The sequence below is a fragment of the Actinomycetospora soli genome, from assembly GCF_021026295.1.
Classification (GTDB): Bacteria; Actinomycetota; Actinomycetes; order Mycobacteriales; family Pseudonocardiaceae; genus Actinomycetospora; species Actinomycetospora soli.
On record NZ_JAJNDA010000009.1, the window covers coordinates 139,650 to 165,744 of the forward strand.

Consider the following 26,095-nt stretch of genomic DNA (forward strand, 5'->3'; position numbering starts at 1 on the left):
TCGATTCGCGGGCCGGGGGCTTCGGGAGCCTCAGGCCCAGGGCTCGGTGGAGTAGGGGGTGTTCCAGACGTCGGTGATGCGGCCGTCGACCACGCGGAAGACCTCGATCCCGGACAGCACCCGCTCCGCGGTGCGCCCGCGGGCGGTCCAGACGAGGACGGCGTACTGGTCGTCACCGGCGAGGACCTCGGCGGTGAACCACGGCTGCCACTGCGGCAGGTCGGCCCGGATGCGGGCGATCTGGGCCTCGTGGTCGAGGACCCGGGTGCCGCCGGGGTCGTGGCGCACGACGCCGTCGGCGGTGATCTCACGGACGAGCTCCACGTCCCCCGCGTGGTAGATCTCGTCGAGGTAGCGGCGGACGACCGCCACCGGCCCCTCGGCCGGTGCGGCGGCGGGCCCGGTGGCGGTCACGTCCGTCAGCCGATGATCGTGACGGTCGCGGCGGTGCCGTCGACCTCGATGGTGGCGCCGTCCGGGATGCGCCCCGTGGCGTCGGTCGCGGACACCACGCACGGGATGCCGAGCTCGCGGCTGACGATCGCGGCGTGCGAGAACGGCGCGCCGACGTCGACCACGACGGCGGACGCGGCGACGAACAGCGGCGTCCAGGAGGGGTCGGTGATCGGCGCGACGAGGATGTCGCCCGGCTCCAGCTCGGCGTCGTCGTCGGGGTCGGTGAAGATCCGGGCGCGGCCGCGGGTCACGCCGGTGCAGCCGGAGACGCCCTGGATGACCTCGCCCGCCTGCGCGGCCGTGCGCGAGCGGTCGGAGCGGCGCTTCCACTCCGAGAGCGGCGGCGGGTCCCCGATCACCACGAACGGCGGCTCGTGGTCGAAGAGGTCGAGGTAGACCTTCTCCCGCTCGCGGACCGTGTCGGTGAACGCGCCCGGGTCGGCGAGGTAGGTGTCGAGCTCCTCGGCGAACACCATGTAGATCTGCTCGGGCGTGTCGAGGTGGCCGGCCGCGGCGCCGCGCCGGCCCAGCTCGAGGGCGGGGAGCCGCAGCTCGTGCACGAGCATCGCCGACGTCGTGCGGGAGCGCTCACGCCCGCGCAGCCACAGCGCCGCCGCGTGCAGGGCCGCCTCGAACTGTCCGGCCGCCTCGGCGTTCCCGGCGAGCATCTCGCGCATCGTCGCCGTCGCGGCCTCCCGGTCGGCGGCCCGGGCGGCGTTCTTGACGGCGGGTGCCTCGTCGTCGCCGACGGTGCGCATGCGGTCGACGGTGTGCAGCGCGAGCTCCGGGGCGAGGCCCCAGGTCTTCGAGCGCAGCTCCCACTCGCCCGGCCCGCGGAAGTCCCACTCGGCGAGGAACGCGTCGAGCTGGGCCCGGAAGGCGACGACGGCGGCCTCGTCGGACGCGGTGATCCGCTCGTACAGCCCGGACACCCCCGCGTCGAAGAGGGCGGCGACCGGCCCGGAGCGGGCGAGGCGACTGAGGCTCCACATCCCGTTCGACGGGCCGGCCGAGTCGACGTCGCCGATCCCGCTGACGAGGGTGAGGCCGAGCTCCGGGCGGCCGACGGCGGCCGCGACCTGCGCGACGGCGCCGAGGCCGACGCCCGACTTCAGGCTCGACTCGATGTGGTGCTGGAAGAACCGACGCTGCACGTCGCCGAACGAGCGCAGCCGGGCGACGAGGTCGGCGTCGGAGAGGGCGGCGATGTCGGGCCGGTCGGCCCGGATGGCCAGCACCTCGGCGCGGTCGGCGTCGTAGGCCGGGAGGCCCTGCGCGAGCAGGACCTCGTTCATCAGCCAGGCGCCGGCCTTCTCGGAGTACGCGGGGTCCTCGTCGAAGTCCCGCTTCTCGCTCTCGTAGCTGGGGATGCCGGGCATGTCCCCGAAGTACTGCAGGTCGACGGCCTCGGCGCCCATCCCGGGCACGCGCACGCCGAACAGCCGCATCAGCGACATGTTGATGTACAGGTAGCTGCCGAACGCCGGGAGGATGTTGCGGGAGACGCCGCCGTCGTAGACGTCGTGGTCCCACACCCCGCAGGCGACGAAGGCGTCCCGCCACCCCGGCTCGAGGTACTCCTGGAAGCCGACCGACGCGTTCAGCGGCGAGATGGGGTCCGGGAAGATCTCGCCGACGTTGGCCCGCGAGTACAGCGGGAACGTCTTCGAGGTGGCGTCGAAGATCGGCCAGTCGGGCATCGGGGTCTGCTCCCTCACGATGTGAACGATGCGTCGCATCGTGATGGGCGCCACGTCAGGCTGTCAAGCCTCGTCGCGCTCCACGAGGGGCAGCGCCCGGTGCCACACCTCCCCGACGGCGACCGCGAGCTGCTCGATGCGCTCGCGGCGGGGGGTCGCGGCGGGCAGGCCGATGTGCACGTAGGCGGTCTGCTCGATGGCCGAACCGAGCACGTCGGCGAGCAGGTCGAAGTCGGTCTCGGTGAGCTTCCCGCGGCGGTGCAGGTCGCGCAGCCAGCGCGCCGTGCGCTCCACGTAGTTGGCCCGCTGGGCGAGCCACAGCTCGGAGAAACCCTCGTCGGTACTCGTGGCCGCGGCCTCGCGCATCACCCGCAGGATGCGCCGGTTGCGGGCGTACGAGGTCAAGTACGCGCTGGTGAGGGCCACGAGCGTGGCCCGGTCGGTGCCGTCGCCGGTGCGGACGGTGCGGTGCGTCGAACGGGTCAGCTCGTCGAGGCTGGGGCGCAGCGCCTCGAGGAAGATCTCGTCCTTGCTCGCGAAGTGCCGGTAGAAGTTGCCCTGCGAGACGCCGGCCGCGAACACGATGTCCGCGATCCGGGTCCGGCTGTAGCCGTACTCGGAGAAGCAGGTGACCGCTGCCTCGAGCAGCTCCGAGCGGGTGCGCAGACCGCGGGTGTTCTTGCCGCGCCGGGCGGGGGTCGACCCGGCGTCGGCGCCTCCGGGATCGCTGTCCGCAACGCTCACCGGGCGCCTCCTCGGGGTCGAGCCGTGATGCCGTAATCACCCTAGCTCAGGTCCCGACCTGCGAGAACGTGTTCGGGACTGCCGCTAGATGCGACTCGTCGTATACATTCTCGCCGTCCACGGCCGTGAGGGGAGTCAGCTGGTGTATCCCGGCAGCGTCGCCCGGCACGCGCCGGACCGTGCGGCGGTGGTCCTCGCCGAGACCGGCGAGACCGTCACCTACCGCGACCTCGACGAGCGCAGCGCCCGTCTCGCGACCGCACTGCGGGCGCGGGGCCTGGGCGACGGCGACGCGGTCGTGGTCCTGCTCGGCAACGACGTGCACTGGGGCGAGGTCTGCTGGGCGTGCTGGCGCAGCGGCCTCGTGCTGGCCGCGGTGAACCACCACCTCGCCGCCCGGGAGCTGCGCGCGGTACTCGCCGAGGCCGCGCCGCGGGCCGTCGTCACCACCGCCGACCTGCTGCCCGCAGCGGCGGCGGCGCTCGAGGGTGCCGAGGTCTCGTGGCTCGTCGTCGGGACGGTCCCCGACGACGCCCCCGCGGGGACGGTGGCGCTCGACGAGCTGGTCGCGGACACCGGGCGCGACCCGGAGCTCCCGGAGAGCGCGGGCGGCCGGCTGCTCTTCAGCTCGGGTACGACCGGACTGCCCAAGCCCGCGCGGGTGGCCCCGCGCGACGTGCATCCCGACGAGGTCGGGGTGCGCTCGGCCGGCCTGATGCGCACGCTCGGGTTCAGCGAGCCCGGGGCGGGGGTCGACGTGCTGCTCGTCCCCGGCCCGGCCTACCACGCGGGCCCGATCGGCTTCCTGCAGTCGGTGCACCAGGCCGGTGGCACCGTCGTGCTGATGCGCCGCTTCGACGCGGCGGCCGCGCTCGCCGCGATCGAGCGGTACCGCGTCACGCACAGCCAGTGGGTCCCGACGATGTTCGTCCGGCTGCTGCGCCTGCCCGACGAGGTGAGGGCGGGCCACGACCTCTCGTCCCACCGCGTGGCGGTGCACGCCGCCGCGCCGTGCCCGCCGGCGGTGAAGCGGGCGGTGCTCGAGTGGTGGGGCCCGATCGTCCACGAGTACTACGGCGCGAGCGAGGGCTACGGGCGGACCGTGATCGGGCCGCAGGAGTGGCTCGCGCACCCCGGTTCGGTGGGGCGGGCGGTCGGCAGCGGCGTGTCGATCGCGGACGAGGCGGGACGGCCGCTGCCGTCCGGGCAGGTCGGGACGGTCTGGTTCAGCGCGCCGGGTGCTGCGGAGCCGGACCGCGCCCCGGACGGCGCGGCCGACCTCGCCGCGACGCCGGGCTGGGGCGCGGTCGGCGACCTCGGCTACCTGGACGACGACGGGTATCTGTATCTCACCGGCCGGGCGAGCCAAATGATCATCACCGGCGGCGTCAACGTCCATCCCCGCGAGGTCGAGCTCGTGCTCCTCGAGCACCCGGAGGTCGACGACGTCGCCGTGGTCGGCGTGCCCGACGACGAGTTCGGGGAACGGGTGACCGCCGTCTTCGTGCCCGTCCCGGACGCCGCGCCCGACCTGGCGGACCGGCTCGTGGCCTGGGCCCGGGACCGGCTCGCGTACGTCAAGTGCCCCCGCACCGTGCACCTGGTGGAGGACCTGCCCCGCAACGACGCCGGGAAGGTCCTGCACCGCGTCCTCGTCGACCGCCTGACCCCCCACCCCGGAGGCTCGTGATGGAGATGGTGCTGATCCGCCACGGGCGGCCGGCGGACGCGGCGCAGTCCGACCCCGGCCTCGCCCCGGACGGGTACGCGGCGGCCGAGCGGCTCGCCGAGCACCTCGCCGGCGGGGCCATCCGGCGCCCGGACGCCGTGTGGTCGAGCCCCATGCAGCGCGCGCTGGACACCGCGGCGCCCCTCGCCGAGCGCCTCGGCCTGCCGGTCCGCACCGACGAGCGGCTGCGCGAGTTCGACCACGGGGTGCCCGTCTACGTGGCCGCGGACCGGACGACGGACGCCGAGGAGCGCGCCGAGATGTGGCGGGCGCTGGAGACGGGTCGCTGGGGGGAGCACCGGTTCGACCCGGAGGCGTTCTGCCGCGACGTGGACGCGGCCCTCACCGACATCGCGACCGAGCACCCCCGCGGGGTCGTCGCCGTGGTGTGCCACTCGGGCGTCATCAACGCGCACCTGTGCTCGGTGCTGGAGCGACCCCTCAGCATGTTCTGCCAGCTGGAGCACACGTCGTTCAGTCGGCTGCTGGTCTCGCCGCAGGGCAAGCGGCTGCTGCACACCCTGAACGAGACGGCGCACCTGCAGCTCGCGGCCCGCCCCGATCCGAGCGAAGGGGCCCTTCGGTCGGTCTAGTCGACCGGAGGGGCCCTTCGGTCGACACGGAGGAGCCGTCAGCCCTCGTCCGCGGCGTCCCGCGTGCGGCCGAGCGAGAGGATGAGGTCCTGGTGGAGCTCCATCCAGATGTCGTGGTAGGAGTCCTTCATCGGCGCTGTGAACGCCGATCGCTCCCCGTCGCGGACGCGCTCCAGGGCGGCCGAGAGCCGCGGCCGGTAGCCCGACATGCGGTCGACGGCCGCGCCGACCCCGTCCAGGACCTCGCCCGCGCGCCCGTCGACCTCGGCGAGCCGGGACACGACGCCGTCGTCGTACGTGGCGTCGGTGTGGTCGTTCGGCGCGTCGTCGTCCCCGCGGGTCTGCCACGCGTGGCAGACCGCCTTGAAGTCGCCGTTGAGCGGCAGGAACGCCTGGTAGGCCTGCTCGAGGGCGGCGCGGGCGTCGTCGTCGACCGAGCCGGCGACGAGCTCGGCGTGGGCCGCCTTCCCGTCCTTGGTCAGGCTCCATCCCTCGATCCGGCCGCCGGATCGGTGCCGGACGAGGCCCTCGGCGCCGAGCTCGTCGAGGGCCGCCGCGATCTCGTCCTCGGGCGCCGCGACCACGGCGGCCGCGACGGTCGCACTGGTCATCCCCTTGACGCGCAGGGCGTGCAGGGCGCGGAACCGGGCGTCGTCCATCGCTCCTCCTCGAGCTGTTTTGTGAACGCTAGTTGCATCTGGGGCGAGACTAGTGTTCCCTGTCACCACCCGGCAAGCAGCGGCCGGCCGATTCCGGGGAGCCACGGGTGACCACCGCGAGTATCGACCTCACCGACGTGTCGGCCTTCGCGCAGGGACGCGACGCCGACATCCTCCGCGCACTGCGCGACGAGGACCCGCTGCACTGGAACCCCGAGCCCGACGGCGGGCCCGGCTTCTGGTCGGTGACCCGCTACGCCGACATCCGGCGCATCGCCACCGACCCCGGCGTCACCGTCCGCGAGGGCACCCAGATCCCGAGCCGGCGGGCGGAGGGCGACGGCGACCGCAGCATCCACCACCTCGACGCGCCGGAGCACATGAAGCTCCGTCGCCTCGTCATCCCGGCGCTGCGCCCGGCCGCGGTGGCCCGGTGGGAGGACGAGATCACGCGGGTGGTCGACGAGCTGATCGACCCGTGCGTCGGCGCGGGCGAGTTCGACCTGGTCCCGACGATCTCCGCGCAGCTGCCGCTGCTGGTGCTCGGCCGCCTCCTCGGGGTGCCCGCCGAGGACTGCCCGGACATCCTGCGCTGGACGAACCAGATGGCGTCCGCCGACCCGGAGTACGCGGCCGGCCCCGAGACCGCGGTGACCGCGCGCGACGAGGTCTTCGCCTACTTCCGCGAGCTCGAGGCCGCGCGGCGGGAGGCCCCCGACGACGGGCTCGTCTCGGTGCTCGCGCAGGCGGAGGTCGACGGCGGGCCCCTCACGCGCGGCCAGCTCGACGCCTACTACCTGATCCTCACGGTCGCCGGGAACGAGACGACCCGGAACCTGCTCTCCGGCGGGGTGCACGCGCTGAACCTGGAGCCGGACGCGTGGCCCTGGGTCACCGCCGACCCGGCCGCCCGGCTCCGGCCGGCGATCGAGGAGATGCTGCGCTGGGTCTCCCCGGTGCTGTGCATGCGGCGCACCGCGACCGAGGCGCTGGAACTGCACGACCGGGCGATCGCCCCTGGCGACAAGGTCGTCATGTGGTTCGTCTCGGGCAACCGCGACGACCGCGTCTACACCGACCCCGACCGCTTCCGCCCCTGGCGCGACGAGGCCGACCACCTCGGCTTCGGCTGGGGTGCCCACGCCTGCCTGGGCGCCCACCTCGCGCGGCTGGAGGCGACCGTGTTCTTCCGCCGCCTCGCCGAGCGGGGGCTGACCGTCACGCAGACCGGCGAGATCGACCGGCTCGCGTCGAACTTCTTCCGCGGCACCAAGCACCTCCCGGTGCGGATCGACGAGGGGGGCGCGCGTGCCTGAGACCGCGCTCGTCACCGGCGCCGCCTCCGGGATCGGCGCCGCCCTCGTCGGGCTCCTGCTCGACGACGGGTGGCGCGTGCTGGCGCTCGACCGCGCCCCGGTGCCGGCCCGTCCCGGCGTCGAGGCCCTCACCTGCGACCTCGCCGACCCCGCCCTGATCGCCGCCGTGGTCGCGCGGGTCCGCGGTGAGGTGTCGGCGGTCGCGCACGTCGCGGGCGTCCCGGGCACCGCGCCCGCGCCGACCGTGCTCGCGGTCAACGTGCTCGCGCCCCGGCTGCTGATCGAACCGCTGCTCGGCGAGGTCGACGCCGTCGTCACCGTCGCCTCCGTGGCCCAGCACCGCAGCCCCGAACCCGACGACGTCCTCGACGAGCTCCTGGCCTGCGCCGACGCCGCGGATCTCGACGCCTGGCTGGCCCGTCACCCGCACGACGGTCCGGCGGCCTACGACACCTCGAAGAAGGCGCTCGTGCGCTGGACGCGGCTCGCCGCCGGGCGCCACGTCGGCGGGACCCGGCTCAACGCGGTGAGCCCCGGCCCCGTCGAGACCCCGATCCTCGGCGACTTCCGCACCTCCATGGGCGAGGCCGACATCGACCGGGCCGCGGCCGCGGTCGGGCGGCACGGCCGCCCGGACGAGGTCGCCGCCGCCGTCGCCTTCCTGCTCGGCCCGTCCGCCTCGTGGGTCCGCGGCGTCGACCTCCCGGTCGAGGGCGGCCTGCTCGCGGCCCGCGCCGCCGCCACCGTCCCGACGACCTGAGGAGCCACCGTGACCACCGGCCTCGACGCCGCCGTCGTCGCCCTCGACGGCACCTGCCCGTACGGCCGCGAGCGGCTGGGAGGCAAGGCGCACTCCGTGAACCGGATGCGCTCCCTCGGCCTGCCCGGCCCGCCCGCCTTCGCCATCACGACCGACGTCTGCGCGCGCTACCGGGAGTCCGGGCTGCCCGACGAGGTGTGGGCGGGGGTCGTCGACGCGATGCGCGCCCTCGAGACCGACACCGGGTACCGGTTCGCGGACCCCTCCTCCCCGCTGCTCGTCTCGGTCCGCTCCGGGGCGGCACAGAGCATGCCCGGGATGATGGACACCGTCCTCAACCTGGGGCTGACCCCGGCCGCGGTCGAGGGGCTCGCGGAGGCGACCGGCGACCGCCGGTGGGCGGAGGACACCGACGCCCGCTTCCGACGCTCGTACGCCGAGGTCGTCGACCCGGCGGGCCCGCCCGAGGACCCGTGGGAGCAGCTGCGCGCGGCGATCGGCGCGGTGTTCCGCTCCTGGGACAGCCCCCGCGCGCGGGTCTACCGCGACCGGTACGGCCTCGACCACGACGCCGGGACGGCCGTGACCGTGCAGGCCATGGTCTTCGGCAACCGGGACGAGGCCTCGGGGACCGGCGTCGCGTTCAGCCGCGACCCGTCCACGGGTGAGTCGGTGCTCTACGGCGAGTGGGTACGCGGCGGGCAGGGCGAGGACGTCGTCTCCGGCACGGTGACCCCCGTGCCGATCGCGACCTTCGCCGACGAGCTGCCGGCGCTGCACGCGGAGCTGGTCGAGGCCGCGACGGTCCTCGAGGGTGAGTACCGGGACCTCGTGGACGTCGAGTTCACCGTGGAGTCCGGGCGGCTGTACGTGCTGCAGGCCCGGGCCGGGAAGCGCTCCCCGACGGCCGCCCTGCGCGTCGCCGTCGAACTCGCGACGGCGGGGATGATCACGCGCGAGGAGGCGCTGGGTCGCCTGACCGCCGACCACGCCCGCGGGCACCTGGAGGCGTCGGCGACGACGGGCGGCGAGACGGTTGCGAGCGGCATCGGCGCGGGACCCGGGGTGGCGTCCGGGGTGGTCGTCACCGATCCCGACGACGCGCTGGACGCCGACGGACCGGTGGTCCTGGTGCGGCCGTTCACCGCGCCCGACGACGTGCCCGCGATGTACGCCTCGGTCGCGGTGGTCACCGAGCACGGGGGCACGACCTCGCACGCCGCCCTGGTGGCGCGTGAGGCCGGGCTGCCCTGCGTCGTCGGCTGCGGGGACGGCGTGGTCGCCGCGCTGGAGGGGCGGGTCGTCACCGTCGACGGCGCGCGCGGCGTGGTCCTCGAGGGCGACGTCACCGGTGAGACCGGTCCGCACGCGGCCGCCCCGTGGGAGTCCACCCTGCTGGAGTGGACCGGCGCGACGACGCCCGCGGACCTGCCCGACCGGCTCGGGACGAACTAGACCGCGACCGGACGCGGGGCGCTGCCGTGCACCGCCGCGCGCAGGCGGGCGACGGTCTCGCGCAGGTAGGTGACCTCCCGGGTCAGCGACTCGACGGTCTCCCCGGCGAAGTCGAAGGCCATCTCCTCCGGCATGACCACGACCCCGCAGCAGGGGCAGGTCGCGGGGGTCGTCATGAGGTCCACTCCTCGGGTGCGTCGAACCGGTTCACCCTCCAGTTTCCTGACCGTCGACGCGCCCGGCACTGTCGTGCGCCCCAGCGTTGTCTCCCCGGACTTTGTGGTCGACCACAGGGTGCGCGGCGGCTACTCCACCAGGAGCGATCGCCACTGCTCCACCCGGTCGTCGGCCAGGCCGGCGCCGCGGGTGATCTCGCGGGCGCCGTCGCCGTCGAGGCGGTCGAGGACCCCGAGGAGGTGCTCGCGGGTGACGCCGATGTCCCCCGCGGGCACGATGCCCGGCCGCAGCAGCGGGCGGCGCTCCAGGCGGCGCTGCAGCCCGATCCGGCGGGCGTTCGTGCGGGTGAAGTCGGCGTCGACGGCCGCGCGCGTCACGCCCGCCAGTCGCAGCAGCAGCGCCACCGACACCCCGGTGCGGTCCTTGCCCGCGGCGCAGTGCACGAGCACGGGGTGCGGCCCGTCGAGCACGGCGTCGAACAGCGTCGGCAGCCAGACCGGGGCCGCGTCCAGCAGCGCGAGGTAGAGCTGGTCGGTGGGCAGCCGGTCGTTCTCGTCGCGGGCGAGGATCGTCGGGTCGAGCGCGTCGATCATCGACAGGTGCACCCACCGCGTCGTCGCGAGCGGGTACGGGTGGTCGAGCTCGCGCTCGCTGCGCAGGTCCACGGCCACCCCCGGCGGCCAGGCCAGACCCTGCGGCCACCCGGGGGAGTCGGGCCCGTCGTCGGCGAACGGGGCGTCCCCGCGCAGCAGGATCCCGGGCCGGGTGCGCCGGCCGTCGACGGTGGGCAGCCCCGCCACGTCGCGGATGTTGTGGGTGGGCGGGCCGGGCGGCACGTGCGCGATCACGGCGCGCCGGTTGGCGGCTTCCCGACGGAGACGGCGGATGCGGTTGAGGGGGTTCCTCACGCCCGCATCCTCACAGGCCCGACGGTCCGGCGGTGATCGCCCCGTCGTCGCGACGCCTCAGACCGAGAACCCGAACGGGAGCTCCAGGCGGTGCTCGGCCAGGAAGGCGGTGTCGGCGAGGAGCTCGCGGGTCGGTGCGTCCGCGACGACGACGCCGTCGTCGATCACCACCGAGCGTGGACAGAGCTGCAGGGCGTAGGGCAGGTCGTGGGTGACCATGAGCATCGTGCGGTCCAGCCCGAGCAGGACCTCGGCGAGCTCGCGACGGGCCACGGGGTCGAGGTTGGACGAGGGCTCGTCGAGCACGAGGATCTCGGGGTCGCAGGCGAGGACGGTGGCGAGCGCGACCCGTCGTCGTTGACCGCCCGAGAGGTGCATGGGGGAGCGGTCGGCGTGCTCGCCCATCCCGACCGCGCCGAGCGCCTGCTTGACCCGCAGCGACAGCTCCGGCTCCACCACGCCGAAGTTGGCCGGGCCGAAGGCCACGTCGTCGCCGACGGTGGGCATGAACAGCTGGTCGTCCGGGTCCTGGAAGACCACGCCGACCCGACGACGGATCTCCTGCAGGTTCGGCTTCGCCACCTCCAGCCCGCCGACCCGCACGGTGCCCGCCCCGGCGCGGTGCACCCCGTTGAGGTGCAGCACGAGCGTGGTCTTGCCCGCCCCGTTCGGGCCGAGCAGCGCCACGCGCTCGCCGCGCTCGATGCGCAGGTCGACCCCGAAGAGGGCCTGGTGGCCGTCGGGGTAGGCGAAGGCGAGCCCCTCGACGTGCAGCGACGGCTCGGTCGACGGTCGAGCTCCGCCGCGCGGCGTCTCCCCGCTCACGCGTACCCCGCCGTCGCCAGGAGGACCGCCGCGGCGGCCGGGACGAGCGCGAGCGTCCAGGACCGACGGCTCGTCGTGCCGTCTCCGAGCAGGGGCATGGCCCCGGTGTACCCGCGGGCGAGCATCGCCAGGTGCACGCGCTCGCCCCGCTCGTAGGAGCGCAGGAAGAGCGTGCCGATCCCGCGGATCGTCGGGCCGATCTGCCACAGGAACCGGGGGTCGTGCCCCCGCGCGACCCGGGCCAGGCGCATACGCCGCGCCTCGGCGGCGATGACCTCGAGGTAGCGGACCATGAGCGTCGCGATCGTCGTGACCAGGCCGGGGACGCGCAGGCGCGTGAGGCCGGCGAGCAGGTCGCGCACCGGCGTCGTCATGCCGAGCGTCACCGAGACCAGGACGCCGAGCGTGCCCTTGACCAGGATGTTCCAGCCCGCGAGCAGCCCGTCGACGGACAGCGAGAGCCCGAGGAACTCGGTGCGGGGCCCGGTGGCGAAGAACGGCAGCAGCACCGCGAGGACCACGAACGGCGCCTCGATCAGCGACCGGGCCGCGATCGCCGCGACCGGGAGCCGGGCGGCGACCCAGATCGCGACGAGCAGCAGCAGGTGCGCCCCGAACACCCAGAACGCCTCCCGCGGGGTGGCCACGACGGCCACCACCATGACGAACGCGGCGACGATCTTGACGTGCGCGGGCAGCCGGTGGACGACGCTGTCGCCGGCGTGGTGCAGCGTGTGGGCGTGTCCCGCCCCCATCAGGGGCCCGAGCGGCGGCGGAGCAGCCAGAACAGGGCGCCGGCCACGGCGAGCGTGGCGATCACCCCGATGACGCCCGCCACGCCGGTGAACGCCTCGTCGCCACCCACCGCGTAGTCGGCGAACGGGCTCCCGGCTGCGGGGTGCTCGCCGGCGTTCTGCGCGATGCACTGCCCCTGCAGCCCGGCGTCGGTCTCGCTGCAGCCGGTCTGCGTCACGGCGTCCAGCCCGTCGGGCGAGCTCGACGCGAGGTAGGAGGCGCCGCCCGCGAGCAGCAGCGCGACGAGGAGGAAGGCGCCGAGGAACCCGGCGTACCGGCGGTTGGTCGTGGCCGTGCTCATCGGACCGCCGCCGTCCGCAGCGTCAGCTCCGAACGCTGCCCGCGCAGCAGGTACACGAGGTCGGGTCGGACCGCGGCCACCGCGCCCACCGTGAGGGCGGTGATGATCCCCTCGCCGATCCCGATGAGGGCGTGGAAGCCGGCCATCAGGCCGAACACCGTGCCGAGCGCGAGGCCCTGGCCGCCGAGGGCGTACTCGACGACGAAGCCCATCGACGCCACGACGGTGTTCACCCACGCCGCGACGAAGGCCGTGAGCAGCAGCCCGGCCCGCGACCGGCGGGCGAGCGGACGCATCGCCACGGCCACCGCGAAGCCGACGAAGGTGCCGATCAGCGCCATGTTGGTGATGTTCGTGCCGAGGGCGGAGAGCCCGCCGTCGGCGAACAGCAGGGCCTGCAGCACCAGCACGATCGCCACGCACAGGGCCCCGACGTACGGGCCGACCAGGATCGCGGTGAGCGCACCGCCGAGGAGGTGGCCGCTGACACCGGGCAGCACGGGGAAGTTGAGCATCTGGACCGCGAAGACGAAGGCCGCGACCAGGCCCGCGAGGGGCGCGGTGCGGTCGTCGAGATCGCGCCGGGCCCGGGCGACGCAGACCGCGAGCCCCAGGATCGCGACGACCCCGAAGCCCAGCGACACCGGCGCGTTCACGATGCCGTCGCTCATGTGCATCCCGACCAGCTCGGTCGTCATGCGCTCTCCTCACCCGTTCGTGATGTCCGGGTGAAGAGTGTCGCAACGACGTGCTTGTCGCACTAGTCCTGCGACAACCTCGTCCTGGCCGTTCGGAGGGTGGCGTCCGGCGCGTCGAGGAGGGTGTGGAGCGCGGCGACGAAGCCGTCGACGTCCCGGTAGCCGAACACGGCCCGCTGCATGACGAAGCCCGGGATCACGGCCATGACGACGTGCGCGCCGCTCTCCGGGGGGAGCGCGGCGGGGACGAGACCGGCCTCCTGACCCCGGCGCAGTCCCGTGGCGACCCGGTCGCGCAACGCCCGGAAGCCGCGGTGGACGCGGTCCTGCAGCGGCCCGGGCCGGGTCGCCTCGCCCCACGCCTGCACCCCGCAGCGCACCAGTTCGTCGAGGTCGATCTCCGAGCCGTCCGGCAGGCGCACGTGCTGCGCGCCGAAGGTCCCGACGACGGCGGTGACCAGGTCGGCGACGGTCGGGGCGGCGTCGGCGGTGACCACCTCGTCCAGCCGGCCGGCCAGGATCGAGAAGGCCTGCCCCGCGACCTCGAGGACGACGTCGTCCTTGCTCGGGTAGTAGCGGTAGAACGCGCCCGTCGACAGGCCGGCCTCGCGGGCGATGTCCGGCATCGAGGTCTGGTGGAAGCCGTCGCGGGCGAAGCACCGGCGGGCGGCGTCCAGGATGCGGCGCCGGTTCTCCGCGCGGCGTTCGTCGGTGAGGCGCGGCACGCCCACCACCCTTTCCGTGAATGCTCGTTCGCCTTGACGGGGGTCCTCCGTCGGGTCCACCATAGTGAAAGCTCGTTCACGGTGGCTAACGAGGAGGCGGTCATGGAACGGACGACGTGCTGCGTGGTGGGTGGTGGCCCGGCCGGGATGGTGCTCGGCCTGATGCTGGCCCGGGCCGGGGTCGAGGTGACCGTGCTGGAGAAGCACGGCGACTTCCTCCGCGACTTCCGCGGCGACACGGTGCACACCTCGACGCTCACGCTCATCGACGAACTCGGCCTCTGGCCCCGCTTCGAGCAGCTGCCCTACCGCGCGCTGACCCGGGCGCGGGTCCGCCTCGACGCCGGCGAGATCACGATCGGCGACCTGACGCGGCTGGACGCCCCGCACCCGATGGTGGCGATGACGCCGCAGTGGAACCTGCTCGACCTGCTCGCCACCGCCGCCCGCGAGGAGCCCTCGTTCACGCTGCGGATGTCGACCGAGGTCGCGGGGCTGGTCCGCACCGGGGACCGGGTCACCGGGGTGCGCCTGGCCGACGGCGGCGAGATCGCCGCCGACCTCGTCGTCGCCTGCGACGGCCGGGACTCGCGCGTGCGCGCCGACTCCGGGCTGCCGCTGCACCGCTACGACGTGCCCATCGACGTCGAGTGGTTCCGGGTGCCCCGCCACGACGACGATCCCGACGGCGGGTTGGGGCGGATCGGCCGCGGCCGCTTCCTCGTGATGCTCGACCGCGGCGACTACTTCCAGTGCGCCCTGATCATCGGCAAGGGCACCGACGCCCGCCTGCGCGCCGGCTCGGTCCAGGCGCTGCGGGACCTGCTCGTCGATCTCAACCCCTGGCTCGGCGGGCGCCTCGACGACCTGGCGTGGGACGACGTCAAGCTGCTCGAGGTGTCCCTGGACCGCCTCACCCGCTGGTCGGCGCCCGGGCTGCTCTGCCTCGGCGACGCGGCCCACGCGATGTCGCCGATGGGCGGGGTCGGCATCAACCTGGCGGTGCAGGACGCGGTGGCGGCGGCCCGCGTGCTGGCCGACCCGCTGCTGGCGCGCGACCCCGCGGCGGTGGACCGGGCCGGTCGCGCCGTGCAGCGGCGCCGCACGCCGCCGACGGTGGTCACGCAGACCGCCCAGGACCTCGCGCACCGGCGGGTCCTCGTGCCGATGCTGGAGAACGCGCAGGAACTCGACGCGGCGACGGTGCCGTGGCCGATCCGGATGGTGCAGCGCTTCCCGGCGCTGCAGTGGGTGCCGGCGCGCGCCATCGGGATCGGCGTGCTGCCCGAGCACGCGCCGGACTTCGCGCGGCGGCCGCCGCTGCCGGTGGCCGCCCCCTCGTCTTGACAGGCCCCTCGTCCTGACAGACCCCTCGTCCCGGCAGGCCCCTCGTCCTGGCAGGAAAGCGTCGTTGCTGTCGGTGAGTGGCAGCAACGACGCTTTCCTGCCACGGGGAGCGGGGTCAGCCCGCCAGCATGAAGAACTCGAGCGCGTTCCCGTCGGGGTCCTTCACCGACAGGGCGAGCCCGTAGTCGGCCTCGACGATGCCGGAGTGCTCGATGCCGACGCTGTCGAGGTGGTCGCGCCAGGCGGTCACCGCGTCGGCGTCGGCGCAGCCGAACCCGACGTGGTCGAGGCCGACGCGGGCCGGGTCGAAGCGGTCGTCGGGCGAGACGGTGTCGTGCTGGGTGAGCCCGAAGAGCTGGCCGTCGGCGAGGGCGAAGACGCGGCGGTGGAACGGGCCGTCGGACAGCGTCATGGCGGGCTCGGCGCCGAAGAGCTTCGAGTAGAAGGGCTCGCTGACCGACAGGTCGCGGACGGACATGGCCACGTGGTGCACGGCGGGGATGGCAGGCATGACGGTGCCCTGCCCGGTCGCGCGCAATCCCATGCGCGTCCGGCGATGCCTGACCGATCCGGACGCTCAGGCGGCGACCGGGAACCGCCGGGGCCCGCGCAGCACCGTCGCCGTCCTGGGCACCGCCCGGCCGGCGGCGCGCAGCCCCGGCAGCCGCTCGGCGAGCAGGCGCAGGGCCACCTCGCCCTCGAGGCGGGCCAGGGCCGCACCGAGGCAGTAGTGCGCGCCCCCGGAGAACGCGAGGTGCGGGGTGGTCTGCTCGCGGGCGATGTCGAAGCGGTCCGGGTCGGGATGGGCCTCCGGGTCCCGTCCGGCGGCCGCGAGCAGCACGAGCAGGCCCGAGTCGCGACGGATCGGGACGCCGTCGATCTCCACGTCCTCGTGCGCGATCCGGGCGGTCAGCTGGACGGGCGGGTCGAAGCGCAACGTCTCCTCGACGGCGCCCGCGGCCAGCCCCGGGTCGGCGACCAGCGCCTCCCACTGCCCGGGCGCCGACTGCATGGCGCGGACGGCGTTCCCGACGAGGTTCGTCGTCGTCTCGAACCCCGCCACGAGCAGCAGCTGGGCCAGCGAGACCAGCTCGTCGATCGTCATCGAGCCCGCGTCGAGAGCCCCGACCAGCTGCGAGACGACGTCCTCACCGGGGTCGACCCGACGTCGGGACACCAACGACTCGAAGAGTGCGCGGACCTCCGCCGTGGTGCGGGCGAGCTCGCGCGCGTGCGCGACGGAGCGGACGCCGTCGAGCGCCCCGCCGAGGGCCCGGCCCCAGGCCGCGAAGCGGTCGGCGTCGACCTCGGGGATCGCGAGCAGGCGGGCGATCACCGTGATCGGCAGCGGGGCGGCGAGGTCGTGCACGAGGTCGAACCGGCCGCGCGCGGCCGCACGGTCGAGCAGGTCGCGGGTGAGGGTCTCGGCGATCTCGCGGTACCGCTCGAGGCGGCGCGGCGCGAAGGTGGGCTGCGCGAGGCGGCGGAGCCGGGTGTGGTCGGGGGCGTCGAGGTTGAGCAGCGACAGGTCGACCGGCTCGAGCAGTGACGGCCCCTCCTCCGGCGCGAACGGGACGCGGCCGTCGGCGAGCCGGACGCCGAAGCGCCGGTCGCGCAGCACCTGCTCGCAGAGGGCGTGCGTGGCGACGGCGCTGATCCCGGTGCGGCTGCGGACCACCCGACGCAGGGTGCGTACCGTCCGATAGGTCGGATACGGGTCGTGCCGCCAGGGCCGGTGCATCAACCGGGCGACCGGATCGCCCCGCAGCGCCAGGGCCAGACCACCCGCGCGCATCGCCGCGATGCGGCTGCCGAGGGCGAGATCGTCACGGAGGGTCACTGATCTCCTCGCGATGCGTCGCGTGTCACGTGGCCGGGCCGGGCGGTCCGGGTGAGAGTGGACGTACGGGATATCCACTCTGCCAGCGGATCGGCACGAGTGCGGCGATGATCGGCTGACCCGAGCGGGAGGAGCCACCACGTGACGAGCGAGGCCACGGCCGGCCTGCTGGCCGTTCCCGGCACTCCACTGACGGGGTCCGGGGACTCGGCGGAACTGCTGGACCGCTGGCGCCCCGGCGAGGGCACCTGGTTCTCCGGGCCGCGCGGCGGCCTGCTCGCCGAGGGCGTCGCCCGTCGCGTCGACGATCCCGACGAGGCCCGGCGCGTGCTGCGGGAGACCGACGCGGCCGGCGGCGCACCCGCCGTCGTGATCGGGGCCCTGCCGTTCGACCCGACCGCCCCCGCGGCGCTCGTCGTCCCCGAGGCCGTGACGTGGGCGCCGCCGCTGCCCGGTTCCGTCGGCCGCCGCGGCGAGGGTGCGGACCCGACGCACTGGCAGTCCCGTCCGGTCCCCGAGCCCGCCGGCTACGAGGCGATGGTGGCCGACGCGCTGCGGCGGATGCGTCGCGGTGAGCTGGAGAAGGTCGTGCTCTCCCGCGTCCTCGACCTCGTGCGCGACGCCCCCATCGACCAGCCCGCCATGCTCTGCGAGCTCGCCGCCCGAAACCTCGCGGGCTACGTGTTCGCGGTGGACCTGCCGTCGTCCGCCGGGGCGCGCTCGCTGATCGGGGCGAGCCCGGAGCTGCTGGTGTCGCGGCGCGACGGCGAGGTCGTCGCCAACCCGCTGGCCGGTTCGGCGCCGCGGCGCTCGGACCCCGACGACGACGAGGCCACCGGCGCGGCCCTGCTCGCCTCGGCCAAGGACCGGCACGAGCACGCGCTCGTCGTCGACGCGGTCGCGGCCGCGCTGGCCGGGACCTGCGAGGACCTCGAGGTCCCCGACGAGCCGACCCTGATCCGCACCGACGCGCTCTGGCACCTCTCGACGACGATCCGCGGGCGTTCGGCCGCGGCGTCGCTGGACATCGCCCGGGGCCTGCACCCGACACCCGCCGTCGGCGGCGTGCCGCGCGACGCGGCCCGGCGCGCGATCGACGAGCTCGAGCCGTTCTCGCGCGGCTTCTACACCGGCATGGTCGGGTGGATGGACGCCGACGGCGACGGCGAATGGGTCATCGCGCTGCGCTGCGGCGAGGTCTCCGGGGCGGCGGCGCGGCTCTACGCCGGGGCCGGGATCGTGCCCGCCTCGGTGCCCGCGTCGGAGCTGGCCGAGACCACCACCAAGTTGGAGACGATGCTCGCCTCGCTGTGACACTGGCCGACGTGACCACCTGGGCCGACCTGCGCGCGGCGCGCACGCTGTACGAGGACGACGGGGCGCTGGTGCTCGACAAGCCCGTCGGGTGGTCGGTGATGGGCGAGCGGCACGACACCGACCTCGTGCGGCTCGCCGCCGACGACGGCGAGAAGCTCTGGCCGGCCCACCGGATCGACAAGGTCACCAGCGGTGTCGTCCTGTTCGCCACGCGGCTCGAGGCGCACGGGGACCTGACCCGCCAGTTCAACCGACGCACCGTCGGGAAGAGCTACCTGGCCGTGACGGGCACGGTCGGCCTGCCGGACGAGGGACGGATCGAGCTGCCGCTGTCGGTCGGGCGCAAGAACCGGGTGCGCATCGCGGCGCCGCGCGAGGCGATCGCGCTGGTCGACGGGGTGTGGACCGTGCCGGACGACGCGGTGGACACGTCGAAGGAGACCTACCCGAGCACGACGACGTTCACGAGGCTCGAGTCGCGGGAGCGGGCGACGCTGCTCGAGGTCCACCCGCTGACCGGGCGGCGCCACCAGATCCGCGTGCACCTGGCGTGGATCGGGCACGCGCTCGTCGGCGACCCGCTGTTCGAGAAGAACCCGACGACCCGCACCGGGCTGCACGCGCACCGGCTCGCCTTCGATGCCCCGGACGGTCAGCGTCGCACCGTGACAGCGGAGCCGGACGACGAGTTCCGGGCCCTGCTCGGCGGCGCCGCGAGTGGTACGTAGCGCAGGTCCGGAGCCGCCGGAACCTGCCTGACGTCCCTCTCGCGAACGGCGCAGAGGGGCGCGCGTTCGCCAGTGGCACACAGGACAGGTCGACGGGCTTCAGAACCTGCGTGCTGTACCTCTCGCGCGGAGCGCTACCCGCCGAGCGCGGGTGTGGCGCATTCCTGACACTCGACGTCAGCCGTGTGCCACCGCTGACGCCACAGCCCTACGCCAGCGCCTCCGCCAGCAGCCCGAGCGAGGCGTCCAGGGTGTCCGCGTCGACGACCGGGAAGAACTCGAGCAGCTGCGGGTCGGTGACGGCGGACCAGTCGTAGGTCAGGGTGACCCGCGTGCCGTCGCCCTCGGCCTCGAACGTGTAGGTCCACGTGTAGCCGGCCGGGCGCTGGCCGGGGCCCGCCGGCGCCCACCCGAGCGCGGCGTCGGGCTCGTAGACCACGACGTGGTTCTCGACGATGTAGTCGCCCATCTGCTCGTTGTGCATGTCCATCGTGAACACGTCGCCGAGCTCGGTGAGCGCGAGATGGGTCTGCGAGGCGCGGACCATGCCCGAGGCGTCCAGGTCGGGGTGCCGGTCCGGGTCGGCGACCAGGGCGAAGGCGCGCTCCGGCGGCGCGTCGACCAGGCGGGACACCTCGATGCTGCGGTCCGACGTCATACGCATGATCGTGGCACGGCCGGGGGTACTGGCGTGCCGTGGGAGCGCGCATCACCCTCGTGCAGGGCGACATCACGACGCAGGAGGTCGACGCCGTCGTCAACGCCGCCAACTCCGGCCTGCTCGGCGGCGGCGGGGTGGACGGGGCGATCCACCGCCGCGGCGGGCCCGAGATCCTCGCGGAGTGCCGACAGCTGCGGGCGACGAGCCTGCCCGACGGCCTGCCCACCGGTCAGGCGGTGGCCACGACGGCCGGGAAGCTCCCCGCGCGACACGTGATCCACACGGTGGGGCCGGTCCACGCGACGTCCGAGGACCGCTCGGAGCTGCTCGCCGGCGCCTACCGCGAGTCCCTGCGCGTCGCCGACGAGCTCGGCGCCCGCACCGTCGCGTTCCCCGCGATCTCGGCGGGCGTCTACGGCTGGCCGATGGACGACGCGGCCCGCATCGCCGTGGGGACCGTCGAATCCACCCGGACGGCCGTGGAGGAGGTCCGCTTCGTCCTGTTCGGCGACGACGCGTACCAGGCGTTCACCCGCGCGGCCCAGTCCTGACACGGCGCGCTGCCCGTTCGCCGAGGACCTTCCCGACGACGGGTGTCGGGCGCCCGGGTTGCCCCGGAGCGACCCATCTCGCGTCATCAATCCGGTTCGTGACCCTCCCCGTACCGCGTCGTTGTCCCCATCGTGCGCGCTCGGGGGGAGCCGTGCGTGCATGCCGGCACGGCGCGTGGCCGGCGCGTGGACGAACGAGCGAGGTTCATTGAGCAAGGGCAGGCACCGCAAGCAGCAGCGCCCGGGCACGGGGCGCTTCGTCCTCTCCGCGGCCGCCGTCGGGATGGGCCTGGTCCAGGCCTCCGGCATCGCCGCCGCCGCTGCACCGGCCGGGACCGCACCGGGCGTGGGCGGCACACCGTGCACCACGCCCACGATCAAGGCGTGCGTCGACCTCTCCGAGAACAAGGCGTGGCTGCTGGACGGCAAGGGCACGGTCGTCTACGGCCCGGTCGCCAACACCCACGGCGGGCAGGGGCACGAGACGCCGGTGGGCGACTACGTCATCCAGCGCAAGGACCAGTACCACGTCAGCCAGGAGTTCGAGGGCGCGAGGATGCCGTACGCGGTGTTCTTCGACAACAACGGCCGCGCGTTCCACCAGGGCACGCTGGACCGCCAGTCGGCGGGCTGCGTGCGGCTGAACGAGGCCGACGCGAAGCGCTTCTTCGAGCACCTGAACCCGAACGACCGGGTGCAGATCGTCCAGTAGCGCACCCCGAGCCGGGCGAAGGGCCCCGCCGGTCGACCAGGTCGACCGACGGGGCCCTTCGCTCGTCCCGGCGGGACGAGGCCCGCGTCTACGCCCGGCGGCGCAGCACCAGGGCGACCGCGCCGATCACGACGACGACCGCCAGCAGCACGAACGGCCACGCCGGGGTGCCGCCCTCGTCGGCCGCGGGGGCCGCCGAGGCCGCGGGGCTGGGGGCCGCCGCGGAGGGGGCCGCGGGGGCACCGGCCGCCGGCGCGGTGGTGGCCGGGGCGGCGGCTGCGGGCCCGGGGGTCGTCAGGGTGAAGGACAGGGCCCCCGAGACGGGGTGGCCGTCACCGGAGACGACCCGGTAGCCGATCTCGTAGCGCCCGGCCGCCCCGAGCGGGGCGACGCCGACCGAGATCGTCTCGCCGTCCGAGGTCGGGGCACCGGACTCGTAGTGCGTGGTGCCGTCCGGCCCCACCACGGTGATCGTGGCGGTGTTCGGGGTCGGGGCGTCGCCGAAGGTCAGGGTGATCCGGGACGGGGCGGTGGCGACCTGCGCGCCGTCGGCGGGGTCGCTGCCCTCGAGCACGTCGTGCGCGGCGGCCGGACCGGCGCCGAGCAGTGCCAGCAGGCCGATCAGCGCCGCCACGAGGGCAGGGCGGAGGAACGCGCCACGGGGCGCGGAGGAGGTGGTCATGGTCCCTTCACGGGTCGGAGGTGGTCACGCGACGGCGGGACGCACCGGGGGACCACGCAGGGGACGCACCCGCAGCAGGGCGGCGGCGACCACGGGCGTGGCCGCCGGTCCGGGGACGGCGGGCGGGGCCGACGGCGCCGCCACGACCGGACGGGACCCCAGCAGCGCCAGCACCGCACCGACCCGGCGCGCGAGCAGTGTGCGCACCGCCCGGTCGGCCCCGGCGGCCCCGAGCGCGACCAGCAGGGTGGCGAGCGCGTGCGCGGCGACCATGCCCGGGGACGGGAGCGCGTGGGCGACGTCGTGGCCCGCGTGCGGGTCGCCGGGGCCCGCGCCCATCGTCAGGTGCCAGCCGACCTGCCCGGCGCCGAGCACCGCCACGAGCCGCACCACGGGCACCCGCCGGCGGACGGCCAGCGCGGCCACACCCGCCGTCAGGAACGCGACCAGGACGACCGGGGCCGTGAGGTCGGGCGTGCCGCCCCCCGCCTCGACGTGCGCAGCCACGCCGAGCGCGGGCGCGAGGGCGCCCACGCCGAGCGCACGGGCGCCGGTCGAGGTCACGGCTCCACGGTAGGCGAGCCCCCTGACGGCCCCAGACACGTGCTCACCCACGACCCGACCTCCCACGCGGCCTGGTGGGCCGTCGTCGCGAGCAGCCGGGGCATCGAGATGTAGCCGTGGCAGGCGCCCTGGTAGTCGGTGTAGCGGACGGTGACGCCGGCCGCGGCGAGCGCGTCGGCGTAGCGGATGCCGTGGTCGCGCAGCGGGTCGTGCTCGGCGGTCTGGACCAGTGCGGGCGGTAGGTCGGCGAGGTCCGCGCGCAGCGGCGAGGCGTAGGGGTCGGTGCCGTCCGCGCCGGCGAGGTAGAGGCGCGAGAAGCCGCGGATGTCGCTCGCGTGCAGGATCGGGGCGGTCGGGATGGCGCGCTCCGAGGGCAGGACGTCGACCATCTCGGCGCCCGGGTAGACCAGGCACTGCGCGCCGATCGTCGGGGCGTCCTCGCCGCGCCGGCGGGCGTCGCGGGCCATGAGGCAGACGACGGTGGAGAGGGTGCCGCCCGCGCTGTCGCCCATCACCGCGACGCGCTCCGGGTCGATGCCCCACCGTCCGGGATCGGCGACGAGCGCCCCGACCGCGGCGTAGCAGTCCTGCGCGGGCACGGGGAACGGGTGCTCGGGGGCGAGCCGGTAGTCGACCGACACCACCACGGCACCGGCCACGAGCGCGACCTGACCGCAGAACCAGTCCGACTGGTCGAGGTCGCCCTGGACGAACCCGCCGCCGTGGAAGTTCACGACGACGGGTGCGGGCACCTGCGCGACGTGCGGCGGCCGGTAGACGCGCACCGGGAGCACCGCGCCGGGGACGTCGAGCGACGCGTCCTCGGTGACCACCCGCCGGTCGTGCCGACCGACCACGGCGCGCCCGGCCGGCCCGGCCTGGATGCGGCCGGACCGTTCCCGTGCGGCGGGTACCTCGGCCGGCGGGAGGTCGGCGACCGAGCCGGCGAGGGAGCTGCGCAGGGCGCCGAGGACGCGGGTCCGGAGGGGGAGACGCACGGGGTGAGCTTCGCTCAGGTGAGCAGAAAGGGTCGCTATGACGACCGTTACTGCTCACGAGACGAGAGCGACCACCGACACGTCGACGTTGCCCCGGGTGGCCTTCGAGTACGGGCAGAGCTCGTGGGCGCGCGCGACGACCGCGTCGGCGGTCTCCTGGTCGAGGCTCGGCAGGTGCACGGTGATCGAGGCCTCGATGCCGAAGCTGTCGCCGTCCGGGCCGAGCCCCACCTCGGCGTCGACGACCGAGTCCTTCGCCGACACCTTCTTCTCCCCGGCGGCCATCTTGACCGCCTGGTGGAAGCACGCGGCGTAGCCGGCGGCGAACAGCTGCTCGGGGTTGGTGCCCCTGCCGTCGCCCCCGAGCGCCTCGGGGAGCCGGACGTCCTGGTCGATGTAGGAGTCCGACGACCGGACGTGCCCGTCCCGGGCGTTGCCGGTCGAGGTGGCCTCGGCGAGGTAGGTGATGTCCATGACCGGACCAGTACCCCTTCAGGTTGCGCGCAACCAGAGGATCACGCCGGCCACACCGGCGCCCGCTTGCCGACGAACGACGCGACGCCCTCCCGGCCCTCCGCCGACAGCCCGCGGTCGCCGATCGACTTCGCCTCGACCTCGAAGTGGCTGTCGGTGAGCACGCCGCCCGCCGCGTGCACCAGCTTCTTGGTCGCCGCCAGGGCCTGCGGCGGCCCACCCGCGATCGTCGCGCTGATCGCCGCGACCTCGGCGTGCAGCGACTCGTCGGGCACCACCCGCGAGGCCAGCCCCGCCGTCAGGGCCTCCGCGGCGCCCATCGGCCGGTTCGTGAGGAACATGTCGAGCGCGCGGGCGCGGCCCACGGCCGCGGGCAGGGTCGCGGTCATCCCGCCGTCGGGGGTCAGCCCGATCGCGGTGTACGCCGGGCGCAGGCGCGCGCCCTCGGCGAGCACGATCACGTCGCCGGTGAGCACGAGCGACAGCCCGATCCCGGCGGCCCAGCCCTGCACCCCGATCACCACCGGGACCGCGAGGTCGAGGAGCAGCCGCTGGCAGGCGTGGAAGTCGTCGGCCAGGGCGGACAGCGACGAGTCCGGGTTCGCCGCGAAGCCGCGCACGTCGCCGCCCACGCAGAAGTTCGGCCCCTCGGCGACGATCTCGACGACCCGTGCGCCCTGCGCCGGGCCCGCGAGCGCCGCCCGGAACTGGGCGCCGAACTCGAAGTCGACCGCGTTGTGTCCCGCCCCGTTGGCCAGGACCAGCCGCACGACCCCGTCGGACTCCTCGACCCGCACCCGCACGTCCGCCACGAACTCCTCCTCGATCACGCGATGTCGCCGCGAGCCTGCCACGCTGGGCGCCTCGCCACGCAGAGGAGGAGACGCGGTGCCCGACCTGCACATCCCCGCCGCCGAGGGGTCGCACCAGGAGGCCTACCTGGCCACCCCCGCCGGGCCCGGCCCGCACCCCGGGGTCGTCGTCCTCCAGGACGCCTTCGGCATGGGGCAGAACCTGCGCGCGCACACCGACCGGCTCGCCGCGGCCGGCTACGTGGCGGTCGCGCCGCGGCTCTACACCCCGCGCGGCGGGGGCGTCCGCTGCGTCGCCGCGGTGTTCCGCGCGATGACGAGCGGCCAGGGTCCGGTGTTCGACGACATCGAGGCCGCCCGCGTCTGGCTCGCCGGCCGGGAGGACTGCACCGGTCGGATCGGCGTCATCGGCTTCTGCCAGGGCGGCGGGTTCGCGCTGCTCGCGGCCGCGCGCTACGACTTCGCGGCCTCCGCCCCGAACTACGGCCACGTCCCCACCGACGCCGAGCGCGAGCTCGAGGGCATCTGCCCCGTCGTCGCGAGCTTCGGGGCGAAGGACGTCTCCCTGAAGGGGCACCCGGAGCGGCTGGAGGCGGCGCTGACCACGCTCGGCGTCGAGAAGGACGTGAAGACCTACGAGGGCGCGGGCCACTCGTTCCACGAGCGGTTCTACGCCGAGAGCCTCGTCCGCCCCCTGGGCATGGGCTACGACGCCTCGGCGTCGGAGGACTCCTGGCGGCGCATCCTGACCTTCTTCGGGGAGCACCTGGCATGACCGAACCCGAGCTCGACAGCTACCTCATCGACATGGACGGCGTGCTCGTCCACGAGGAGAACGCGCTCCCGGGCGCGGACGAGTTCATCCGCCGGTTGACGGAGGCGGGCAAGACCTTCCTCGTCCTCACCAACAACTCGATCTACACCCCGCGCGACCTGCGGGCGCGCCTGCACGCCAGCGGCATCGACATCCCCGTCGAGAACCTCTGGACGTCGGCTCTCGCCACCGCCCAGTTCCTCGACGACCAGCGCCCGAACGGGTCCGCGTTCGTCGTCGGGGAGGCGGGCCTGACGACGGCGCTGCACGAGATCGGCTACGTCCTCACCGAACGCGACCCGGACTACGTCGTCATCGGCGAGACCCGGACCTACTCGTTCGAGGCGATCACCCGCGCGATCCGGCTCATCGAGAAGGGCGCGCGCTACATCTGCACCAACCCCGACGCGACCGGTCCCAGCGCCGAGGGGACCCTCCCCGCGACCGGCTCGGTGGCCGCGCTGATCACCCACGCCACCCGGAAGAAGCCCTACTTCGTCGGGAAGCCGAACCCGCTGATGATCCGGGCCGGGCTGAACACCATCGGCGCGCACTCCGAGACCACGGCGATGATCGGCGACCGGATGGACACCGACATGGTGGCGGGCATGGAGGCGGGGCTGCACACGATCCTCGTGCTCACCGGGGTGACCGACGAGGCCGAGCTGGACCGCTACCCCTACCGGCCCAACCAGATCGTGCAGAGCGTCGCCTCGCTGGAGGTCGGCTCGCGGGGCTGATCCGGGTACCCGGC

31 protein-coding genes are annotated in these 26,095 nt (G+C 74.6%); 12 read left to right on the plus strand and 19 right to left on the minus strand.

Going from position 1 to position 26,095, the window contains the following annotated elements:
* Positions 1–30: 30 nt before the first annotated feature.
* The 3 genes from LN037_RS16490 to LN037_RS16500 are packed head-to-tail and all read right to left on the minus strand — an operon-like array spanning position 31 to position 2,900.
* Complete coding sequence (locus LN037_RS16490) at positions 31–414, minus strand: nuclear transport factor 2 family protein (RefSeq protein ID WP_230754494.1); 384 nt, start codon at positions 412–414, stop codon at positions 31–33.
* 5 nt (positions 415–419) lie between these two features.
* A complete protein-coding gene (locus tag LN037_RS16495; RefSeq protein ID WP_230754496.1) occupies positions 420–2,174 on the minus strand; it encodes a PEP-utilizing enzyme in 1,755 nt (584 codons plus the stop codon).
* A gap of 45 nt (positions 2,175–2,219) precedes the next feature.
* Positions 2,220–2,900 (minus strand): TetR/AcrR family transcriptional regulator, encoded by a 681-nt coding sequence (locus LN037_RS16500; RefSeq protein ID WP_230754498.1) that lies wholly within the window; start codon positions 2,898–2,900, stop codon positions 2,220–2,222.
* A 142-nt stretch (positions 2,901–3,042) separates the two neighbouring features.
* Here LN037_RS16500 and LN037_RS16505 point away from each other — a divergent pair, with 142 nt between their 5' ends.
* On the plus strand, positions 3,043–4,590 hold the full coding sequence (locus LN037_RS16505; RefSeq protein WP_230754500.1) for an AMP-binding protein: 1,548 nt from the start codon (positions 3,043–3,045) through the stop codon (positions 4,588–4,590).
* Positions 4,590–5,222, plus strand: a complete 633-nt coding sequence (locus LN037_RS16510) for a histidine phosphatase family protein (protein WP_230754502.1) — start codon at positions 4,590–4,592, stop codon at positions 5,220–5,222. Before LN037_RS16505 ends, LN037_RS16510 begins: the two co-directional genes overlap by 1 nt.
* A gap of 38 nt (positions 5,223–5,260) precedes the next feature.
* Here the strand turns inward: LN037_RS16510 and LN037_RS16515 are convergent, their stop codons facing one another.
* A complete protein-coding gene (locus LN037_RS16515) occupies positions 5,261–5,881 on the minus strand; it encodes a MarR family transcriptional regulator (protein WP_230754504.1) in 621 nt (206 codons plus the stop codon).
* A 107-nt stretch (positions 5,882–5,988) separates the two neighbouring features.
* Between LN037_RS16515 and LN037_RS33690 the strand changes: the two genes are divergently transcribed.
* From LN037_RS33690 to LN037_RS16530, 3 genes are read left to right on the plus strand one after another with little or no spacing between them, the layout of a single operon-like run.
* Positions 5,989–7,197 carry a cytochrome P450 gene (locus LN037_RS33690; protein WP_230754506.1) on the plus strand — a complete coding sequence of 403 codons (1,209 nt, stop codon included), beginning with the start codon at positions 5,989–5,991 and terminating at the stop codon, positions 7,195–7,197.
* Entirely contained in the window at positions 7,190–7,957 is a 768-nt protein-coding gene (locus LN037_RS33695) for an SDR family oxidoreductase (RefSeq protein ID WP_230754508.1), read from the plus strand. The genes LN037_RS33690 and LN037_RS33695 overlap by 8 nt, the downstream gene beginning before the upstream one ends.
* Positions 7,958–7,966: 9 nt before the next feature.
* Positions 7,967–9,412, plus strand: a complete 1,446-nt coding sequence (locus LN037_RS16530; protein ID WP_230754510.1) for a pyruvate, phosphate dikinase — start codon at positions 7,967–7,969, stop codon at positions 9,410–9,412.
* Here the strand turns inward: LN037_RS16530 and LN037_RS16535 are convergent.
* From LN037_RS16535 to LN037_RS16565, 7 genes are all read right to left on the minus strand, one after another.
* Positions 9,409–9,588 (minus strand): hypothetical protein, encoded by a 180-nt coding sequence (locus LN037_RS16535; RefSeq protein ID WP_230754512.1) that lies wholly within the window; start codon positions 9,586–9,588, stop codon positions 9,409–9,411. The two genes, LN037_RS16530 and LN037_RS16535, sit on opposite strands and share 4 nt — an antisense overlap.
* A 129-nt stretch (positions 9,589–9,717) precedes the next feature.
* Positions 9,718–10,497 (minus strand): tyrosine-protein phosphatase, encoded by a 780-nt coding sequence (locus LN037_RS16540; protein WP_230754514.1) that lies wholly within the window; start codon positions 10,495–10,497, stop codon positions 9,718–9,720.
* A gap of 57 nt (positions 10,498–10,554) precedes the next feature.
* Positions 10,555–11,322 (minus strand): energy-coupling factor ABC transporter ATP-binding protein, encoded by a 768-nt coding sequence (locus LN037_RS16545; protein WP_230754516.1) that lies wholly within the window; start codon positions 11,320–11,322, stop codon positions 10,555–10,557.
* Complete coding sequence (cbiQ, locus tag LN037_RS16550) at positions 11,319–12,077, minus strand: cobalt ECF transporter T component CbiQ (protein ID WP_230754518.1); 759 nt, start codon at positions 12,075–12,077, stop codon at positions 11,319–11,321. Before cbiQ ends, LN037_RS16545 begins: the two co-directional genes overlap by 4 nt.
* A complete protein-coding gene (locus LN037_RS16555) occupies positions 12,077–12,418 on the minus strand; it encodes a PDGLE domain-containing protein (RefSeq protein ID WP_230754520.1) in 342 nt (113 codons plus the stop codon). Before LN037_RS16555 ends, cbiQ begins: the two co-directional genes overlap by 1 nt.
* Positions 12,415–13,116 (minus strand): energy-coupling factor ABC transporter permease, encoded by a 702-nt coding sequence (locus tag LN037_RS16560; RefSeq protein ID WP_230754522.1) that lies wholly within the window; start codon positions 13,114–13,116, stop codon positions 12,415–12,417. The genes LN037_RS16555 and LN037_RS16560 overlap by 4 nt, the downstream gene beginning before the upstream one ends.
* Positions 13,117–13,178: 62 nt before the next feature.
* Entirely contained in the window at positions 13,179–13,841 is a 663-nt protein-coding gene (locus LN037_RS16565; protein WP_230754524.1) for a TetR/AcrR family transcriptional regulator, read from the minus strand.
* A gap of 102 nt (positions 13,842–13,943) precedes the next feature.
* Here LN037_RS16565 and LN037_RS16570 point away from each other — a divergent pair, with 102 nt between their 5' ends.
* Entirely contained in the window at positions 13,944–15,188 is a 1,245-nt protein-coding gene (locus LN037_RS16570) for an FAD-dependent oxidoreductase (RefSeq protein ID WP_230754526.1), read from the plus strand.
* A 115-nt stretch (positions 15,189–15,303) separates the two neighbouring features.
* Here the strand turns inward: LN037_RS16570 and LN037_RS16575 are convergent, their stop codons facing one another.
* Together LN037_RS16575 and LN037_RS16580 are read right to left on the minus strand one after the other, a co-directional pair.
* Positions 15,304–15,699 carry a VOC family protein gene (locus LN037_RS16575; protein ID WP_230754528.1) on the minus strand — a complete coding sequence of 132 codons (396 nt, stop codon included), beginning with the start codon at positions 15,697–15,699 and terminating at the stop codon, positions 15,304–15,306.
* Between the two features lie 66 nt (positions 15,700–15,765).
* Complete coding sequence (locus LN037_RS16580) at positions 15,766–17,028, minus strand: cytochrome P450 (RefSeq protein ID WP_230754530.1); 1,263 nt, start codon at positions 17,026–17,028, stop codon at positions 15,766–15,768.
* Between the two features lie 141 nt (positions 17,029–17,169).
* Here LN037_RS16580 and LN037_RS16585 point away from each other — a divergent pair, with 141 nt between their 5' ends.
* Entirely contained in the window at positions 17,170–18,342 is a 1,173-nt protein-coding gene (locus tag LN037_RS16585; RefSeq protein ID WP_230754532.1) for an isochorismate synthase, read from the plus strand.
* 11 nt (positions 18,343–18,353) lie between these two features.
* Complete coding sequence (locus LN037_RS16590) at positions 18,354–19,073, plus strand: RluA family pseudouridine synthase (RefSeq protein WP_230754534.1); 720 nt, start codon at positions 18,354–18,356, stop codon at positions 19,071–19,073.
* Between the two features lie 208 nt (positions 19,074–19,281).
* Here LN037_RS16590 and LN037_RS16595 read toward each other — a convergent pair whose 3' ends face one another.
* A complete protein-coding gene (locus tag LN037_RS16595) occupies positions 19,282–19,731 on the minus strand; it encodes an SRPBCC family protein (protein ID WP_230754537.1) in 450 nt (149 codons plus the stop codon).
* Positions 19,732–19,769: 38 nt separating this feature from the next.
* On the opposite strand from LN037_RS16595, the gene LN037_RS16600 reads away from it, so the two are divergent.
* Both LN037_RS16600 and LN037_RS16605 read left to right on the plus strand, forming a co-directional pair.
* Positions 19,770–20,285 (plus strand): O-acetyl-ADP-ribose deacetylase, encoded by a 516-nt coding sequence (locus LN037_RS16600; RefSeq protein ID WP_230754540.1) that lies wholly within the window; start codon positions 19,770–19,772, stop codon positions 20,283–20,285.
* A gap of 208 nt (positions 20,286–20,493) precedes the next feature.
* Positions 20,494–20,997: a L,D-transpeptidase gene (locus LN037_RS16605; protein WP_230754543.1), complete on the plus strand. Its 504-nt coding sequence runs from the start codon at positions 20,494–20,496 to the stop codon at positions 20,995–20,997.
* A gap of 88 nt (positions 20,998–21,085) precedes the next feature.
* Here LN037_RS16605 and LN037_RS16610 read toward each other — a convergent pair whose 3' ends face one another.
* Genes LN037_RS16610 through LN037_RS16630 form a run of 5 tightly spaced genes read right to left on the minus strand, consistent with a single transcriptional unit; the run spans position 21,086 to position 24,545 of the window.
* A complete protein-coding gene (locus LN037_RS16610; RefSeq protein ID WP_230754544.1) occupies positions 21,086–21,679 on the minus strand; it encodes a copper resistance CopC family protein in 594 nt (197 codons plus the stop codon).
* A gap of 24 nt (positions 21,680–21,703) precedes the next feature.
* Positions 21,704–22,243, minus strand: a complete 540-nt coding sequence (locus LN037_RS16615) for a hypothetical protein (protein WP_230754547.1) — start codon at positions 22,241–22,243, stop codon at positions 21,704–21,706.
* Positions 22,240–23,241, minus strand: coding sequence for an alpha/beta hydrolase (locus LN037_RS16620; protein ID WP_230754550.1), 1,002 nt, complete (start codon positions 23,239–23,241; stop codon positions 22,240–22,242). Before LN037_RS16620 ends, LN037_RS16615 begins: the two co-directional genes overlap by 4 nt.
* A gap of 54 nt (positions 23,242–23,295) precedes the next feature.
* On the minus strand, positions 23,296–23,715 hold the full coding sequence (locus tag LN037_RS16625) for an organic hydroperoxide resistance protein (protein ID WP_230754552.1): 420 nt from the start codon (positions 23,713–23,715) through the stop codon (positions 23,296–23,298).
* 41 nt (positions 23,716–23,756) lie between these two features.
* The gene (locus tag LN037_RS16630) at positions 23,757–24,545 is read right to left on the minus strand and encodes an enoyl-CoA hydratase/isomerase family protein (RefSeq protein ID WP_230754555.1); all 789 of its coding nucleotides are present in this window, start codon (positions 24,543–24,545) and stop codon (positions 23,757–23,759) included.
* Positions 24,546–24,603: 58 nt separating this feature from the next.
* Between LN037_RS16630 and LN037_RS16635 the strand changes: the two genes are divergently transcribed.
* Together LN037_RS16635 and LN037_RS16640 are read left to right on the plus strand one after the other, a co-directional pair.
* Positions 24,604–25,302: a dienelactone hydrolase family protein gene (locus LN037_RS16635; RefSeq protein ID WP_230754557.1), complete on the plus strand. Its 699-nt coding sequence runs from the start codon at positions 24,604–24,606 to the stop codon at positions 25,300–25,302.
* A complete protein-coding gene (locus LN037_RS16640) occupies positions 25,299–26,081 on the plus strand; it encodes an HAD-IIA family hydrolase (RefSeq protein WP_230754559.1) in 783 nt (260 codons plus the stop codon). Before LN037_RS16635 ends, LN037_RS16640 begins: the two co-directional genes overlap by 4 nt.
* The last annotated feature ends 14 nt before the right edge of the window (positions 26,082–26,095 follow it).

Bases quoted from the DNA above. Each gene is read 5' to 3' on its own strand.
- LN037_RS16510 (WP_230754502.1), top strand. From the start codon at position 4,590: ATGGAGATGGTGCTGATCCGCCACGGGCGGCCGGCGGACGCGGCGCAG.
- LN037_RS16515 (WP_230754504.1), bottom strand. From the start codon at position 5,881: ATGGACGACGCCCGGTTCCGCGCCCTGCACGCCCTGCGCGTCAAGGGG.
- LN037_RS16535 (WP_230754512.1), bottom strand. From the start codon at position 9,588: ATGACGACCCCCGCGACCTGCCCCTGCTGCGGGGTCGTGGTCATGCCG.
- cbiQ (WP_230754518.1), bottom strand. From the start codon at position 12,077: ATGGGGGCGGGACACGCCCACACGCTGCACCACGCCGGCGACAGCGTC.
- LN037_RS16555 (WP_230754520.1), bottom strand. From the start codon at position 12,418: ATGAGCACGGCCACGACCAACCGCCGGTACGCCGGGTTCCTCGGCGCC.
- LN037_RS16560 (WP_230754522.1), bottom strand. From the start codon at position 13,116: ATGACGACCGAGCTGGTCGGGATGCACATGAGCGACGGCATCGTGAAC.
- LN037_RS16570 (WP_230754526.1), top strand. From the start codon at position 13,944: ATGGAACGGACGACGTGCTGCGTGGTGGGTGGTGGCCCGGCCGGGATG.
- LN037_RS16575 (WP_230754528.1), bottom strand. From the start codon at position 15,699: ATGCCTGCCATCCCCGCCGTGCACCACGTGGCCATGTCCGTCCGCGAC.
- LN037_RS16595 (WP_230754537.1), bottom strand. From the start codon at position 19,731: ATGACGTCGGACCGCAGCATCGAGGTGTCCCGCCTGGTCGACGCGCCG.
- LN037_RS16610 (WP_230754544.1), bottom strand. From the start codon at position 21,679: ATGACCACCTCCTCCGCGCCCCGTGGCGCGTTCCTCCGCCCTGCCCTC.
- LN037_RS16625 (WP_230754552.1), bottom strand. From the start codon at position 23,715: ATGGACATCACCTACCTCGCCGAGGCCACCTCGACCGGCAACGCCCGG.
- LN037_RS16640 (WP_230754559.1), top strand. From the start codon at position 25,299: ATGACCGAACCCGAGCTCGACAGCTACCTCATCGACATGGACGGCGTG.